The sequence below is a fragment of the Leuconostoc mesenteroides subsp. mesenteroides genome (assembly GCA_009676745.1).
In the GTDB taxonomy this organism is placed as follows: domain Bacteria; phylum Bacillota; class Bacilli; order Lactobacillales; family Lactobacillaceae; genus Leuconostoc; species Leuconostoc koreense.
The window spans coordinates 82,013-99,524 of the sequence record CP046062.1; the positions used below are offsets into that span (position 1 = coordinate 82,013).

7 protein-coding genes and 3 pseudogenes are annotated in these 17,512 nt (G+C 36.8%); 4 read left to right on the top strand and 6 right to left on the bottom strand.

What is annotated here, in order from left to right:
* Positions 1-23 precede the first annotated feature (23 nt).
* The 5 genes from GJV51_00395 to GJV51_00415 all read right to left on the bottom strand — a co-directional run bounded on the left by GJV51_00395 (position 24) and on the right by GJV51_00415 (position 7,802).
* Positions 24-1,178, bottom strand: coding sequence for a class C sortase (locus tag GJV51_00395; GenBank protein ID QGM24539.1), 1,155 nt, complete (start codon positions 1,176-1,178; stop codon positions 24-26).
* Positions 1,171-2,358: a class C sortase gene (locus GJV51_00400; GenBank protein QGM24540.1), complete on the bottom strand. Its 1,188-nt coding sequence runs from the start codon at positions 2,356-2,358 to the stop codon at positions 1,171-1,173. The genes GJV51_00395 and GJV51_00400 overlap by 8 nt, the downstream gene beginning before the upstream one ends.
* 137 nt (positions 2,359-2,495) lie before the next feature.
* The gene (locus tag GJV51_00405; protein ID QGM24541.1) at positions 2,496-4,022 is read right to left on the bottom strand and encodes a SpaH/EbpB family LPXTG-anchored major pilin; all 1,527 of its coding nucleotides are present in this window, start codon (positions 4,020-4,022) and stop codon (positions 2,496-2,498) included.
* Positions 4,012-5,124, bottom strand: coding sequence for a hypothetical protein (locus GJV51_00410; protein QGM24542.1), 1,113 nt, complete (start codon positions 5,122-5,124; stop codon positions 4,012-4,014). The genes GJV51_00405 and GJV51_00410 overlap by 11 nt, the downstream gene beginning before the upstream one ends.
* On the bottom strand, positions 5,121-7,802 hold the full coding sequence (locus GJV51_00415; protein ID QGM24543.1) for a VWA domain-containing protein: 2,682 nt from the start codon (positions 7,800-7,802) through the stop codon (positions 5,121-5,123). The genes GJV51_00410 and GJV51_00415 overlap by 4 nt, the downstream gene beginning before the upstream one ends.
* A 474-nt stretch (positions 7,803-8,276) precedes the next feature.
* On the opposite strand from GJV51_00415, the pseudogene GJV51_00420 reads away from it, so the two are divergent.
* The 4 genes and pseudogenes from GJV51_00420 to GJV51_00435 all read left to right on the top strand — a co-directional run bounded on the left by GJV51_00420 (position 8,277) and on the right by GJV51_00435 (position 15,238).
* Positions 8,277-9,374: pseudogene (locus GJV51_00420) on the top strand (helix-turn-helix domain-containing protein).
* A 260-nt stretch (positions 9,375-9,634) separates the two neighbouring features.
* Positions 9,635-11,653: pseudogene (locus GJV51_00425) on the top strand (hypothetical protein).
* A gap of 999 nt (positions 11,654-12,652) precedes the next feature.
* Positions 12,653-13,981: a hypothetical protein gene (locus tag GJV51_00430; GenBank protein QGM26088.1), complete on the top strand. Its 1,329-nt coding sequence runs from the start codon at positions 12,653-12,655 to the stop codon at positions 13,979-13,981.
* Positions 13,982-15,043: 1,062 nt separating this feature from the next.
* Positions 15,044-15,238 carry a hypothetical protein gene (locus GJV51_00435; protein ID QGM24544.1) on the top strand — a complete coding sequence of 65 codons (195 nt, stop codon included), beginning with the start codon at positions 15,044-15,046 and terminating at the stop codon, positions 15,236-15,238.
* A 2,108-nt stretch (positions 15,239-17,346) separates the two neighbouring features.
* Here GJV51_00435 and GJV51_00440 read toward each other — a convergent pair.
* Positions 17,347-17,448, bottom strand: a pseudogene (locus GJV51_00440) (hypothetical protein).
* Between the last annotated feature and the right edge of the window lie 64 nt (positions 17,449-17,512).

Below are 17,512 nucleotides of genomic sequence, written 5' to 3' on the forward strand. Positions count from 1 at the left end.
CGTTACTTTTTTAAGTTCATGAATTATCTCGTAATCCACAGTTTATTGTTATCCGTATGGAAAAAAGGTTTTGACTTTTTAGTTGGATAAAAGGTCATATTCTTATCTTTTAGCTTTTTTACGCCAGCAATAACCCCACTATTTTCGTTAGTTGTAGCTTCTTTAACATAGTAGAGTCTACCTGGAATATCATCAAATGTAACAAGCCCTTCATCATTCGAACGACGGATTAATGGTTCTCCATCTCTTTTTAAAGCAATTTTTTTGTTCTTAGAGAACAATTGAAAGGCGACAGATGAAACGGGATTACCATCAATATCTAAACGATAAAATGATAAATCGAACTTCTTCTTAGCTAACTTGATACGTACGATGCGTTTATACAAGCAAATAAATTGCACTACGATTAATAAAATGATACTAATAATAATAAGCGCTTGATGGATATTGTTAAACGTATCAGCCTTTTCAATATTTTTGGTCATGTTTTTCTTATAAGGGATACGGTATCCTGTCACCAGTAAACGATGAGAATTGACCATGTAAGGTGTACAGGTTATCAAGGTTACCAAATCTTTATCAGGTTCAACTTGCAGTCCTTGGTAATTTTCAGGTTTAACAACTTCAATTTTGAAAACTTTATAAGCTAATTTTTTATGAAATACAGTTAACACAAAAGTATCATTTTTCTTAACATGATTTAAGTTCGTAAATAACATTCGTGAAGCTAAGCCACGGTGCGCCGAAATAACACTATGCGTTCCTTTTCCACCCAAAGGGAAAGATGTCCCTTGTAAGACAGTTGCACCATAATTAAGTGTTTCTTCATTAGTTGTGTCAAAAAGTGGAATATGCACATTAATTTTAGAAATACTAATTGTTCCAATTAAATGCTTCTTCAATACCCCATTTTCGTTGTCAGTAGCACCAGAAAACGGGTCGCTACCAAGTTGAATACCTTCTTTCCTTAACTGTGCATTTTTCTGTTGCATACGTGCTTCTTTTGCTGATATATCTTTAGTCGTTTCTTTTTGAATGGTTTTAATTCGTTGCTGGTCAATAAAGTGATTCAGCGCACCGACGTAAAAGGGATACAATGCTACTAAAAAGCCTATAAGAAAAATAATATTTAAAAATATACTTTGCTTATTCTTTTTTTTACTAGTTCGCTTAGTCATTTGTTTCGCCACCTTCTGTGTCTATTTGGTAACCATTTTTCACTACTTTTCTGATATAGAATTTTTTATCTTTTAAATGTTTAACTATTGCTTTAAAAGGTTTGATATTCATGTTTGAATTCATCGGAATTATTTTATACTTGCCACCACTAATTTCACCAAATGATACATAACCTCTTGAGTCACTCGTAGACTCACATAATTCACCTTGATCATTTAATATTTTTTTACCAAAAAAATCGACTACAGTGAACTTGTATCCAGAAATAGCGTGACCATTGTTATAAACAAAAAATGATAACTGATAATTCCTTTTATGTGACAATAATTCAATAACCTCACGTCTGATGATATAAAAGATCAACGCTATAAAAACCAGGATCAGCGTCGTCAAACAAAGCAAATATTTCCCCTGATAGGATACTGCTTTTTTTTCTTGTTGATCAAACGAACTTCTATCCAAAGGTACTCTTTTCCCAGTCACCAATAATCGATGTGTATTGACCATATAGGGTGTACACGTGACCAAAGTTGCCAAATCTTGATTAGTTTGTATTGTGATATCACTTAAATCTGTTGGTAAAACTACTTTGATTCGAATAACTTGATAAGCTAAACGTTTCCCATATATTTTCAAAAAAAACTTATCGCCTTTTTTTAATTCGTGCAGATGAGTAAATAATTCTTGATTAGGCAAACCACTATGCCCCATCAAAACGGTGTGCGTATTTTTTCCGCCAACAGGATAAGAGCTACCTGGTAGTAATGTGATTCCTTTATATAAAAGACTGTCAGTCGTTGTATCAAACACCGGTAAACTCAGAGATATTTTAGGAATGAATATGCTGCCTAACGAGTGCTTTTGATAGTACCCTCTACTCTCCTTGGGTACATTGTTCAATGTTTGCCCTAAGATATTTTTGACGGGTGATATCCCAAGTTGTTGATTTTCTACTGACTTTTGATTGTTCTTTTTGATTAATTTTTCGAGTTTCTTGGCACTGGCTTTCTGATTGCTTTGATTTAGTTGATTCGCAACATTTAATTCTTTTTGCGCGACATAGTTATTCACGCCATTAGCAATAAAAGGGTACATGAATACCAAAAAACCAATGAAAAACATTAATGCAATGAATAGTTTCAGAAATATATTAGTGTTGTTTTGTTTTTGTTCTGCCATCGGTTTGTTATCCTTTGAAACTATGGCTCATACTAGCAATGAAGACATTTATTTCAAAGAATGATGAACATAGTATTTATTTTTATAAAAAAAGTGCTCACCACGAACATGGTTTGCACTTTAGTTTTCAAATATGATTAGATATTTTGGTTCTTCTTATTACGCTTATTCCAAACATATGCGCCACTCATCAAAAGTGCACCTGCAATCAAGAACAAGTAGATACCAGAACCACCAGTTGATGGTAAGATACCCTTCTTAATGTTTGTCACAGTGATTGTTTGATTATCAGCATAGCTTCCTTTAGTAACTGTAAACTTAACAGGAGCTGTCAAAAGTGCATAGCCTGTTGGCGCCTTTGTTTCAACAAGTGCATAGCTTTGACCATCAGACAACTTGCTTGAATATTCAAGACCCTTTAATTCAACTGATCCTTGATTATTTGATGTATATGTTGTCGCTGAGTCATTATTTGATGCCCATGTGTATGAACCATCAGTTGCTTGCGTCGCGTAGGCAACTTTGTCACCATTAGCATTTAACTTAACCAACTGGAACTCTGCACCAGCAAGCTTTGCAGCACTTTGCTTGTCTTGTTTAACAAATTTCACACCACCAGTGTAAATTTCAGGTCCTTGAACCGGTGTAGTAGTAACATCTGTTCCGTTACCAATTTTTAACGTAGCCGTGTTGTTCAATGCTTTGTCAGGAACGGCAGCATTAGTCAAGGTAGCATCATAAGTAACTGTTAACTTTTTACCAGCAGCAGCCTTAACAGCAGCTGAATTTGTCATAAATTCTATTGTAAAGCCTTTACCATTTTGGGCAGTTGCATTAGTTGCCGAAACTGTATAGTCAGTTCCTTCAGTTAATCCTGCAACCTTTACTGTAGTAGCATCATCATCAATACCTAAGTTAGGAGTATCAACTACATTAAATGTATCTTTATCCGCAATGTTCCATGGTACTGCTATTTGTAATTGATAACCAAACTTTTGACCATAAGTGGCATTATAAACCTTTGATCCATCAGGCAATGTCACCATCAAATCTTTTTTACTTTCGGCGTTTAAATCTTTTGTAATAGCATCAGCTTGTTCGTTCTTGGGATAAACATGAACATCAGAATTAATTTCTGAGTCTGACCCTGACTTATAAACGGGTAAAGCTAACACAATTGGCGCAGCTTTTTGTGTAACATTCGTTGGTGAATTTGTTTCAACAAACAAGTAAACCTTGTCTTTATCGCCGTCCTTAGACTTCAAATTTGAAAAAGTTACTGTGCCATCGGCTCCAGCTGTTACACCTTCTGCAACTTTTGTGGCGTAACTTGGTGCAGCATCAGCGGCATCAGATTGAACCTCTTGGGATGCTTTTTCAGCAGTGTCACCATTAGAACGTAAATTCAAGTAATGGTCAGTTACATCATAAGCTGTAAAAGTAACACCTGCTAATGGCGTTCCACCAAAATTATTATCTACTTCACCTGTATTGGTCTTACTATCTGGTACTTTCCCTTCATCAAAGACCCTTTTATGCAATGTAACATTAACACTATCTGTTGTATCCGCAGATACACTAGTAACACCAAACAAGGCTGATACTAAAAGAGGAAGTACGAGTAAAATCGCATGAGCCATTTGTGACCATGACTTACTTTTCATTTTTAAAACTCCTTTTTAATTGTAATTTTTTATTATAAATTTTTATCAATATTACCAATAAAATAATCAACAAACCAACTAAAGAAATTGAACCAATTGCTATTCCTGTTTCTGGTAAGAATGGCAATCCAAACGGTGGTTGCTTTTTTTGGTAATTCAAAACTATCGGACTTGCATTTTGATACACGTCATTAGGTATCACCCCAGCAGCTACTTTAGACAACGACTCACCATTAACAGTAATTGGCGGTAAATTAGCTAAGCTAGTGACTGCTGGAATATTCACACTAATGTGTTGTGCCTGAGAAGATATTTCAAAGTTCTTTAATGTTTGAACCTCTTGAAAATAATATTGACCCGCGGGTAGCTTACTATTATTCAAAGCAACTAAACCGTCATCGTCAGATACGACTTTTTTTACTTCTTTCTCATGTAGTGGATTATCAGTGGTTTTCCAACTATCGTCATCAGTCAAGTATTTTTTTTGGTTGTTAACTGTTTTATACAACACAAATTTGACACCTGCTAATGGTAATTCTTTATGATCAAGCATTTTTCCATATTTAAAAAAATATGGTATGCGTGTCACAATGGCAGATTTGGTTTCAATGTCAAGTTTATTTTTATCTATATCTTGGCCGCCTATTGAAAATGCTATTGGATCACTCACTTGCTCGTAGGACAAACCATTATTTTCAAATTGGCTACTCTTTTGTTGCACAATAAGATAAGCTTTTCCATATTCTTTTGAAACATGAAATGCTGCTTGTCCATTGGCATCAGTAGTTTTAGTATCTATCAACCGAATTTGATTGTCTTGAATATAATTTTGAATACCCTGATTTTGAGATTTCAAGTCTTCAAAATAATTTTCATCATTTTCATGCTTTTGATAATCAGCCGTCAAATCATACAGTTGAAATGTTACGTTACTACCAGGAGTATAGGATACTGGATTTGATTCATACACGCTCAACTGATGATGCAATTCTATCGTAAATTGGTTATCAGTATCAGCTGAAACCTTAAAATTATCTTGTTGCAAACTAAGCAGACCAAATGAAAGACAAGTAATGATAAACACAATCATTTTTTTAATCATGATCGGTTCCCTCGCTTTATTCGGAAAAGATAATAACTGCTAGCACCCAAGGCAATGAGTATAAAGGTACCAGCTATCAACATATAACGTACAATACCAGTGCCACCTGTAGATGGAAAAACAGTTTTATTTGAATTGTTGACTGTTAGGCTAATTTGATTATTCCCTGCATCATTTTGTAAAGTTGATTTCCAATCGCCATTATTATGAGTTACCTTAACACTGCCATCATCAGAAATGATTATTGTGACGTCTTGACTAGTAATGTAGCCATCAGGCGCTTTTAATTCTTTCAAAGTATAGGTTCCGGATGAAAGATTTTCAAAAGTAAATATAGCTGTTGGATCGGTTTCTTTATAAGATGATGTTTTACCATTGGCATCGGTTAATGAGAATTTAGCTCCTTTTAGCGCATTTCCAGTTGCTTTATCAGCTTTATTAACTGTCAAATCAAACTTTTTGAAAGTATCATTTTTGACGAATCTAACAACATTATTCTTGTCAGTATTGTTTGATTGTTCCGTAGCAATAGAAAAACCATCTTTATAACCGTCGCTATCACTGGTTGGTGATTTCACATTAATATCTTGACCGCTACTTGACCATTTTCCATCTTGCGATAGTGTTACTGGATAAACCGTAGCATCAAGTTGATACCCAGATGGACTCTTCGTTTCTTGAATGGTGTAATCCCCAGGTGTCAGTTGCTGTAACTGATTATCTTTTAACGTATAGGACTGCTTGCCATCTGTTGATTTAACAATGAATTCAGCTCCAGTGAGTTTATTTTTCGAGTTACTGGCATACTTATCAATAATCAAACCATATTGTGTATTGGTTATCGTTGACTCATTTATTTTGTTAGTAATGTTTGAAACATAACCATCTGTGCTTTCGTTTAGCACCTGATAATTGAACGTTCCACCTTTATTATCATAAGCTGGTAACGAAACCGATTGATTATTTCGATTCAACTGTTTGAAAGTTTTAGACCAATTATCCGATTGACTCAAAGTACCTGTTGCCCGCCAATCGTTGGATTGGTTGTTCGTAGTTCGCGTTACTTCAAAATTAATACTATCTGGTCGCTTCGATGAATCAGTCAACTCTTGCCATTGTTTGGTAACCTTTAGCTCCGTTCCAGGTGCTTTCGCAGAAGGAACACCAAATTCCACAGCATGAGCATCTTTTGTCGGCGTGAATATTGTTTTGCCATTCATCTGATACCAATAATCCGGTTTAAAACTATCTGATTCAGTATTTAAATGCGCTTGATAATGTATTTGAATTTCTTGATCTTTCCCCAGATTAATATTACTTACAGAGATACTTCCGTTTGATTTCGTAACTGTTGGTAAATTGTGAACAGCACTCCTTCCCACACTCCTAACTGTTGGCGTATCATCCCCATAAATGAATTGAGTACCTAACGGATCTGAAATACTTCCTTGATTGACCGTGTTAAATTGACTCAAAACATTTTTAGCCTGATTATTTAGATAAGTCTCAACATCAGATGAGTTGTTAGCATCTTGATACAAATCCGGACTAGAAGCAATCAATTGCATGCGTGAGCGAACCTGAGCTTGACTTAAATAAAATGGATTAGTGACATTATTATAATCATTACCTAATTGTATTCCCAGAGCGTGTATTTGACTCCCTGTTAGTTGAGCTAATCTTGCTTCTCCTAGAGTTGCGGCCCATGTATCGTTAATACGATTTCCAGAACTATCAGTATAACGACCATCGACATATCTTTTATTATTTCTTAGCAGACTCGAAGTATTCCCAGGCTCGTCTCTAGTGTTACTAAATGAAGTTCCGAAGATTGTATTGTTGCTAACAATCGAATTAGTTACACGATTGGAAAAAGTAGGTACACCATCTGTCATAACAATCATCATTTTTTTACTATTACTAGTATCTGATGACAACATTTGTTGTGCTCTGCGTATGCCTGCTTGTGTAAATGTTCCTCCTTGAAATCGCTGATTTAGTAAATTATTAATCGCCGAAATCTGTCCATTATTAACTGAACCTATCTCTTGACTAACAAAACCGTTTGAACCACCAATAAAAGTTGGACTCGAAAAACCAACAACACCAACGCGAACATACTCTCCTAAGCCGGAAGAATTAATTTGGGTCAAAAAATTATTAACCCCGTCTTTGACTGCCTGAACTCTATTTGTTCCACCATTACTTTGTGGATTCATCGATCCTGACATATCAACAACTAAAACAATATCAACCGGCTTAACATTATTAACTTCATTACCTTTGGCGTTCAAGTAAACATCATACAATCCTGGTGTAGATGTTTCTTTAGCATATTTACGAATTTGATAATCCGGGTTGTTATTATCCATTCCAAATTTCAAATAAGAATTGGTTGTATTATTTGAATCACCATTCCAAGTATTTGTCTTATCCCAGCCATTTAAAACATTTCCACCCTGATGATTTATTACATCATTTTGTCTAGGAATAGTCCATGAATTGACTGGAAATACACCCATATCATTATCTGTATACTGGGGCGTAATATCACTTGCAGCAGATACTGTAGTAAGAGGTACTATCAACGCATTCGCTATTAAAGTCGATAATATTAAAAAAACACTAAAACAACGCACAAATGGGCTATTAACAAGCTTATGAATGTTAATTTTCATATTTCTCCTTTCTAAGAATCCCTCCGTTCTTGGCTTAATGATGAGTAATTTTAATTTGTATTGATCAAATAATTTAAACTACTAAGTAACTTTAATGTTAAACGCTTAACATTAAAATATAATAAATACCGTATTTAATTTATAAAATCAGAAACTAAAATGACACATAATTTATGCTGAACTCATATTTTTTATATTGTATTCAGTATTTTATTTTTTACCATTCATTTTCCTCTCCCCGCATTCTATTGTGAATATCCTCTCAAAGCGAATATTGATATCACAAGCATCATTATCCATGAATTAACTGATGATTTCATGATAAAAAAAGGAATTTCATAGCATATAAAGATACTTTGGAATTCGAATCATGTTTATTAATACGAAGTTTTTATACAATTATGAATAAATGTATCAAGAACATATCACAATACTATAAACACTATTTAAATAATTAATAATAATGGGGGACAAATGATCAATATTAAAAAATTAGCAAACATTTTGAACGCTGAAGTTATTTTACTAAGCATTCGTGATAAAAAGGCAAATTATATACACAGTTGTTCGAAAGATTATAATAACGATGCTGTTAATTTATTGACTGAAAATGTCAATTTATTAACTAATCATCCATTCCATTCGTTAAACTATAATTCAGGACATATTTTGACCGTCCGTGTTACTACTGAAAAAATCATTTGTTTCTCATTCAATTATAATGAATGCAATTCATTAAATAATGAATTATTAATGCTCCATTCCCTTTCCAATTTAAAAGTTACTGCGCAATTAATTTATACTTTGTATACTAATAATTCAGCACCAAATGATGAAGTACTCATTACTCGATTTACTGATAAAATTCATATCGATAAAAAGAATTACGTACCGTTTGATCCTGAATTTTTTTTTAATGTCGAAACTGTCATTATCAAGGCAATAGTATATTCAGATAAAATAGCATTAACAAAAGCACTAGAAGATTTATCTCATATAACTCTTATTGGTGAAAGGTTCGCTTCTAACAATATTATACGTGGTGAAAAAGATACTTTAATTTCTTACGTAGCTGTCTTAAATCGTGCAATTGTCCAGTGGGGATACCCCATCAAAAGAGCTTTTCAAATTCATAATAACCTTGTCCAAGAAATTGAATTGTCGCCACAATTTATTGATTTTTTTCAAGTTATCAGAAAAATCACTTGGCATTATTTTAAAATTATGAAAGTATACAAAATTAATAATTTCTTACCTCTTCATCAAAGAATTAAACAATATATTAAAGAACATATTCATGACAATATTACATTAGATAGTATTGCTAAAGAACTCAATGCATCAAAATAAGCATTAAATCCAGCTTTTAAAAAGGAATACGGTACAACCATTACAAAATTTATTAGAAACTCGAAAATCGATATTGCCAAGGAATTACTCCTCACTTCAAATTTATCCTTACTTGAAATTTCAACTTTGTTATCATTTTCTACTACTAGTTATTTTGTCAAAACTTTTAAAGAAATAACTGGCTATACACCTAATTTTTTCCGCCAAAATCCAGATTTGTAAATTTATAAATATGAAAAACACCTATTACGCAGCGTAAGCTGAAATAGGTGTTTTTTGTTACTAATTAACAAATCAATTATTTCAATTTATTTGTTTTTTTAGCTTTTTTTGATACTAATATTGCTAGAATAGTAACTACTGCTGTCAGCCCCTCTACATAATTGCTTTGTCTAGCATTGGTTCTTGGTAGCTTAGCACTATTATTAATCTGTTGATTTATCAAATTCGTATTTTTGATTAATGATGATGAATTACTATCACTGATATTTGTTGAATCACTTAGTGACGTTGATGTACTATCACTCGCACTTGTTGAGCCGCTTAGTGATGCTGAGGCACTATCACTCATACTCGTTGAAGCACTTAGTGATGCTGAGGTACTGTCACTCGCACTTGTTGAAGCACTTAGTAAAGTTGAGGCACTATCACTCACACTCGTTGAACCACTTAATGATGTTGAGGCACTATCACTCATACTCGTTGAATCACTTAGTGAGGTTGACGTACTGTCACTCACACTCGTTGAAGCACTTAATGATGCTGAGGCACTATCACTCATACTTGTTGAAGCACTTAGTGAAGTTGAGGCACTATCACTCACACTCGTTGAACCACTTAATGATGTTGAGGCACTATCACTCATACTCGTTGAATCACTTAGTGAGGTTGACGTACTGTCACTCACACTCGTTGAAGCACTTAATGATGCTGAGGCACTATCACTCATACTTGTTGAAGCACTTAGTGATGCTGAGGTACTGTCACTCACACTTGTTGAACCACTTAGTGAGGTTGAGGCACTGTCACTCACACTCGTTGAAGCACTTAATGATGCTGAGGCACTGTCACTCACACTTGTTGAGCCACTTAATGATGCTGAGGCACTATCACTCACACTTGTTGAACCACTTAATGACGTTGACGTACTATCACTCACACTCGTTGAGCCACTTAATGATGCTGAGGCACTATCGCTCACACTCGTTGAACCACTTAGTGACGTTGAGGTACTGTCACTCACACTTGTTGAACCACTTAGTGAAGTTGACGTACTGTCACTCACACTCGTTGAAGCACTTAGTGATGCTGAGGCACTATCACTCATACTTGTTGAAGCACTTAATGACGTTGACGCACTGTCACTCACACTTGTTGAAGCACTTAATGACGTTGACGCACTGTCACTCACACTTGTTGAGCCACTTAGTGAAGTTGAGGCACTATCGCTCACACTCATTGAGCCACTTAGTGAGGTTGAGATACTATCGCTCACACCTGTGGAATCACTTAGTGAGGTTGAGGTACTATCGCTCACACTCATTGAAGCACTTAGTGACGTTGATGCACTATCACTCATACTTGTTGAACCACTTAGTGAGGTTGATGTACTGTCACTCACACTCGTTGAACCACTTAGTGATGCTGAGGCACTATCACTCACACTTGTTGAAGCACTTAATGACATTGACGTACTATCACTCATACTTGTTGAAGCACTTAATGACATTGACGTACTATCACTCACACTCGTTGAACCACTTAGTGAAGTTGATGTACTGTCACTCACACTTGTTGAAGCACTTAGTGATGCTGAGGCACTATCACTCATACTTGTTGAACCACTTAATGATGTTGAGGCACTATCGCTCATACTTGTTGAAGCACTTAGTGAAGTTGATGTACTGTCACTCACACTTGTTGAAGCACTTAATGATGTTGACGTACTGTCACTCATACTTGTTGAGGTACTTAGTGAAGTTGATGCACTATCACTCATACTTGTTGAACCACTTAGTGAGGTTGATGCACTGTCCCTCACACTCGTTGAAGCACTTAGTGAAGTTGATGTACTGTCACTCACACTTGTTGAAGCACTTAATGACATTGACGTACTGTCACTCATACTTGTTGAGGTACTTAGTGAAGTTGATGCACTATCACTCATACTTGTTGAACCACTTAGTGAGGTTGATGCACTGTCCCTCACACTCGTTGAAGCACTTAGTGATGCTGAGGCACTATCACTCATACTTGTTGAGCCACTTAGTGATGTTGAGGCACTATCGCTCATACTTGTTGAAGCACTTAGTGACGTTGATGTACTATCACTCACACTCGTTGAGCCACTTAATGACGTTGACGTACTATCGCTCACACTTGTGGAAGCACTTAGTGATGCTGAGGCACTATCGCTCACACTTGTTGAACCACTTAGTGATGTTGAGGTACTGTCACTCACACTCGTTGAAGCACTTAGTGATGCTGAGGCACTATCACTCACACTCGTTGAACCACTTAGTGATGTTGAGGTACTGTCACTCACACTTGTTGAGCCACTTAGTGAGGTTGAGGCACTATCGCTCACACTCGTTGAACCACTTAGTGATGCTGAGGCACTATCACTCATACTTGTTGAAGCACTTAATGACGTTGAGGTACTGTCACTCACACTCGTTGAACCACTTAGTGATGCTGAGGCACTATCGCTCGCACTCGTTGAGCCACTTAATGACGTCGATGTACTATCGCTCACACTCGTTGAACCACTTAGTGATGCTGAGGCACTATCACTCATACTTGTTGAAGCACTTAATGACGTTGAGGTACTGTCACTCACACTCGTTGAACCACTTAGTGATGCTGAGGCACTATCGCTCGCACTCGTTGAGCCACTTAATGACGTCGATGTACTATCGCTCACACTCGTTGAACCACTTAGTGATGCTGAGGCACTATCACTCATACTTGTTGAAGCACTTAGTGATGTTGAGGTACTGTCACTCACACTCGTTGAAGCACTTAGTGAAGTTGAGGTACTATCGCTCACACTTGTTGAGCCACTTAGTGAAGTTGAGGCACTATCGCTCACACTCGTTGAAGCACTTAGTGATGTTGAGGTACTATCGCTCACACTTGTTGAGCCACTTAGTGAAGTTGAGGCACTATCGCTCACACTCGTTGAAGCACTTAGTGATGTTGAGGTACTGTCACTCACACTCGTTGAACCACTTAGTGATGCTGAGGCACTATCGCTCGCACTCGTTGAGCCACTTAATGACGTCGATGTACTATCGCTCACACTCGTTGAACCACTTAGTGATGCTGAGGCACTATCACTCATACTTGTTGAAGCACTTAGTGATGTTGAGGTACTGTCACTCACACTCGTTGAAGCACTTAGTGAAGTTGAGGTACTATCGCTCACACTTGTTGAGCCACTTAGTGAAGTTGAGGCACTATCGCTCACACTCGTTGAAGCACTTAATGACGTCGATGTACTGTCACTCACACTTGTTGAAGCACTTAATGAAGTTGAGGCACTGTCACTCGTACTTGTTGAGCCACTTAGTGACGTTGATGTACTGTCACTCACACTCGTTGAAGCACTTAGTGAAGTTGATGTACTATCGCTCACACTTGTTGAAGCACTTAATGATGTTGAGGCACTGTCACTCACACTTGTTGAGCCACTTAGTGAAGTTGAGGCACTATCGCTCACACTCGTTGAACCACTTAATGACGTTGACGTACTATCACTCGCACTTGTTGAGCCACTTAGTGAAGTTGAGGTACTGTCACTCACACTCGTTGAACCACTTAGTGATGCTGAGCTACTTAATGAGGTTGAGCTACTATCACTCACACTCGTTGAAGTACTTAGTGATGCTGAGGCACTATCACTCATACTTGTTGAAGCACTTAATGACGTTGATGTACTGTCACTCACACTCGTTGAACCACTTAGTGATGCTGAGGCACTATCGCTCACACTTGTTGAAGCACTTAATGATGTTGATGTACTGTCACTCACACTCGTTGAAGCACTTAGTGATGCTGAGCTACTTAATGAGGTTGAGCTACTATCACTCACACTCGTTGAAGTACTTAGTGATGCTGAGGCACTATCACTCATACTTGTTGAAGCACTTAATGACGTTGATGTACTGTCACTCACACTCGTTGAACCACTTAGTGATGCTGAGGCACTATCGCTCACACTTGTTGAAGCACTTAATGATGTTGATGTACTGTCACTCACACTCGTTGAACCACTTAGTGATGCTGAGGCACTATCACTCACACTCGTTGAACCACTTAGTGAAGTTGAGGTACTGTCACTCACACTCGTTGAACCACTTAGTGATGCTGAGACACTATCGCTCACACTTGTTGAAGCACTTAATGAAGTTGAGGTACTGTCACTCACACTCGTTGAACCACTTAGTGATGCTGAGGCACTATCACTCACACTCGTTGAACCACTTAGTGAGGTTGAGGCACTATCGCTCACACTCGTTGAACCACTTAGTGATGCTGAGGCACTATCACTCATACTTGTTGAAGCACTTAATGACGTTGATGTACTGTCACTCACACTCGTTGAGCCACTTAGTGATGCTGAGGCACTATCGCTCGCACTCGTTGAGCCACTTAATGACGTCGATGTACTATCGCTCACACTCGTTGAACCACTTAGTGATGCTGAGGCACTATCGCTCACACCTGTGGAATCACTTAGTGATGTTGAGGTACTATCGCTCACACTCATTGAATCACTTAGTGAGGTTGAGGTACTTGCAGATTCTGATACAGGATCAGGTGCATAGTTAACTCTATACAACTGTGGATCATTATCTGTTCTAGCATCCCCATTGGTAGTAGTATCAAACTTTCTGAATCCAGCCAAAGCCATTGCCAAAGATGCATAAGTATTGCCATCTGCCCCTAATACAGTATACGTAAATCCTTGTCGTACCAAATCTGAATCACTTACACCAAATGATATTTCTCCATTTGAGTAACCATCACTGCTATATTTTGTAGCCGATGCACTGGAAGAACTAGTAGGGATTTGTTCATATGCTTCATTAGTAACAGGATTATTAGTTGGTTGGCTGGTAGAAATAACTACTGCTTGCTGATAGTCAGGTGTCAGGCTAATGCTTAGTGCTTGCTTATCTGAATCAGTTGTACTTGCGCCATTTTTGCTGGCATCGAATGTGAATTTTTGCTGAGCTGACTCAGGAGCCAAATGATAACCACTCTCCGTCACCCCTGAATCAGATAATAGCTCTCCTAAGGTTTTAGTTTGGTTTGAAAAACCATTTACAGTTACTGTAATGGAGGAAGATCCATTAATAGACGTGCTATCTGTATTTTGAACTGTTACGTCCACTTGTTGGACTGATGCAGTAACAAATATGGTTATTAAATCATTATTGGTTGAAACAAGGCTGCTAGTTGGTTGGACTTTACTTGTGTCATAGGTATAGCCAGCGGGAACGTTCGTTACAGTGTAATAACGATTAGTCCAGTCAATAGTATTGCCGTAATTAGCTGTAGGGAGACCATTGCCATACTCGTCATTTGCAGTCGTTACACTACTTGTGTCAAGAATATTTCCATTTTGATCAACATATTGATATTGAACTGTTTCTGATAACCCATATACATATATTTTGTACGTATATGTATCACCAGAAATTGGCACAATAGCATAGGTCGCTTGACCATAACGATCACCATCATCATTGCTACTTGTCGAATCTCCACCTGATTGCGCATCCGAAACGGCACCCGGATATACTTGATTGGTTAATGCCCATTTATAGTTTGTTGGCATATGTGTTGAAGCCCAATCGCTTGTAGCAAGGTTAATCGTTTGACCTATGTTGTACTTAGTTTTATCTGAAACATCAAACGGTACTGTATTAATAACATTACCATTTCTATCAACATATTCAATATTAATCTTGCCATTATCAATTGCTGTAGTTTGTAATTCACGAGTTCTAAAACCAATAATGGACGATGTAGTAGAATTACCTGATACATCTGTTAATTTAGTTGTTCCATTAGAGTAGTTTAAACTAACAAATGTTGCATTGTCATCACCCGTTGGTTTTGATGTACTAGTATTTGGATTTGACCAAGTTTTTATACTGGAATTATTCATAGTAATTGAACCAGTGCCAGTAAAAATACCAAGCCACGTATTACTTGGATTTCCTGATAAGTTTTCAGTATTTAGGTATAAACTTTTTGGTGAAATGAATTTAATTGATGAACTTCCGCCAACTTGGAAAATACCACCAGCAGCACGTTGATGTATATTAAAGACAGTACCTGCATTAAAAGTAGCCTTTTGTGTGCCTAACAAACTAATTGCGCCGGCTTGTGTTGTCGAAGGTGCATTTAAGGTAAAGTTTTGGCCAAAAGTATATTGAGCAGATGGGTTAGCTAACTGTGTCCCATTAATAAAGTACTGGAAGCCAGTTTGTGTCCAACTAACATTATCTCCAGCAGTAATACCATTAATTAGTAAATAGATTGCTGGAAATCCAGCAGAAACACCATTGTAAGTGTAGGCTGCATTCGACGATCCATCCCCCATAGTTAGCGTATTGCCATAACCAACACTACCTACAGGTGCAGTCGTTTCAAAATAAAATTCAGAGAAATGAATATCATTTGAAGTACGATTTAATGTAACACTGGCGTTGTTGGCAAAATTAACGCTTCCGACACTACGAGTCACTTCGTTAGATAAATTAAAGACATTTGTACCAGAAAAATTAATTTTTGAACCTATACCATACATAACGTGCACAGGATTATACCCATTTACATCACTCTTAGTCAAAGTCACATTATTAATATTTGCTGTTAACTGGTTAGCCACCGGTGAAGATATGAGTGAATATCCGTTACCATCGTTCCAAAAGACTCCTTGTTTAACAGTTATATTAGATAATGTAAAGTTTGTTTGTGTGGTAGCAACAGCATAGTTAAACGTTTGTCCACCAATATCAATTGCATGGTTGTTTCCATTGATAATTACACTTGCGCCATTGGCACGATTAGCTAAAGAACCTGTAGTAATATTGAAATCATTTGTAATATTGATATAGGTAACACTACTATTTGCCCAAGCTGCCTGTAATTGTGCATAATTAGAAACATCCCTAACAGTACCGTTAGCGATTGCCTCCTGATGATACGTTGAATCATTCGTCACTTGATCAGGAGCTGTTACATCAACAGAAGTTGGTGATGTGCTCGTTGTGTCATTTGTTGAAATTGACTCACTAAAATTAGCTCTTCCGCTATCCGGATTACTTTGAACATTCAAAGTATTTTCTGTAGCAGCTAAGTTTTGAGTATCGAGTGTTGAAATATTAGCCACTAAACCGTTTTGATCAGCAAAATTTTTCACAGTATTTGCTACCGTTTTAGTAAATAAGGCTGTAGTAGGCAAAGAAACATTTAACTCGTTAGCTGAAGTATCAAGTATTAACTTACTATTATCAGGCAATTTATCTTGGAGTTCCGATAATTGACTACTTGTAACTGTTGTTGGTGCTTGCGAAGTATTATTCGTAAGTTGCGTTTCTGAGGCTACATTATTATCGAAAGCTGTAGCTGTACTTTTATTACTGTTCGATTCACTTGAAAATTCTACCCCTTTCTCTATTGAGTCATTATTACTGACATGATCTTGCACTACATTCGTAGAGGTAGAAGCCAGATTGTCTTTATTATCTATAGCAACTTCTGTACTACTATTACTTGAAGTAACATTAGAAGAAGTACTTTGATTATTTACTTGATTAGAAGCCTTAGTAGATTGTGAATCTTTCACTGTTGAAGAACTATTATTAGACAATGAGACACTAGTACTATCTTGTAGTGATGTACTAGTGCGTAATGAAACGCTGTCCTGCAACGAAGTACTACTTTGTGTTGATGTACTCAAACTAGTCGAACTAGATAAACTTAGTGACTGTGATAGAGACTGGCTATCTGAAAGGGATTGCGCATCCGCAGTACTAGCCTTATCGGCAGGGATTGTTGCTGTCGCCTTTGTAACCAATGTATCAGCAGTATTTTCTTTAGTTGTGCCAGCATTATCGGCATTTACTGTATCTGCTGAAGCTGAGCCACTATCTACCAATTGACTTCCCAGTAAACCACCTAATAATGTCAAACCAGAAAATACCCACTGTTTTCCAGATTTATACATTTTAAATCGTGTTTTTGAATCTTGAGATCTAGATAAATTAATTCGTTTCATATGTTTCCTCTCTCAAATCATTTTTAGTCATACATACAACAACTTCATAGTACTCGTATTTAAT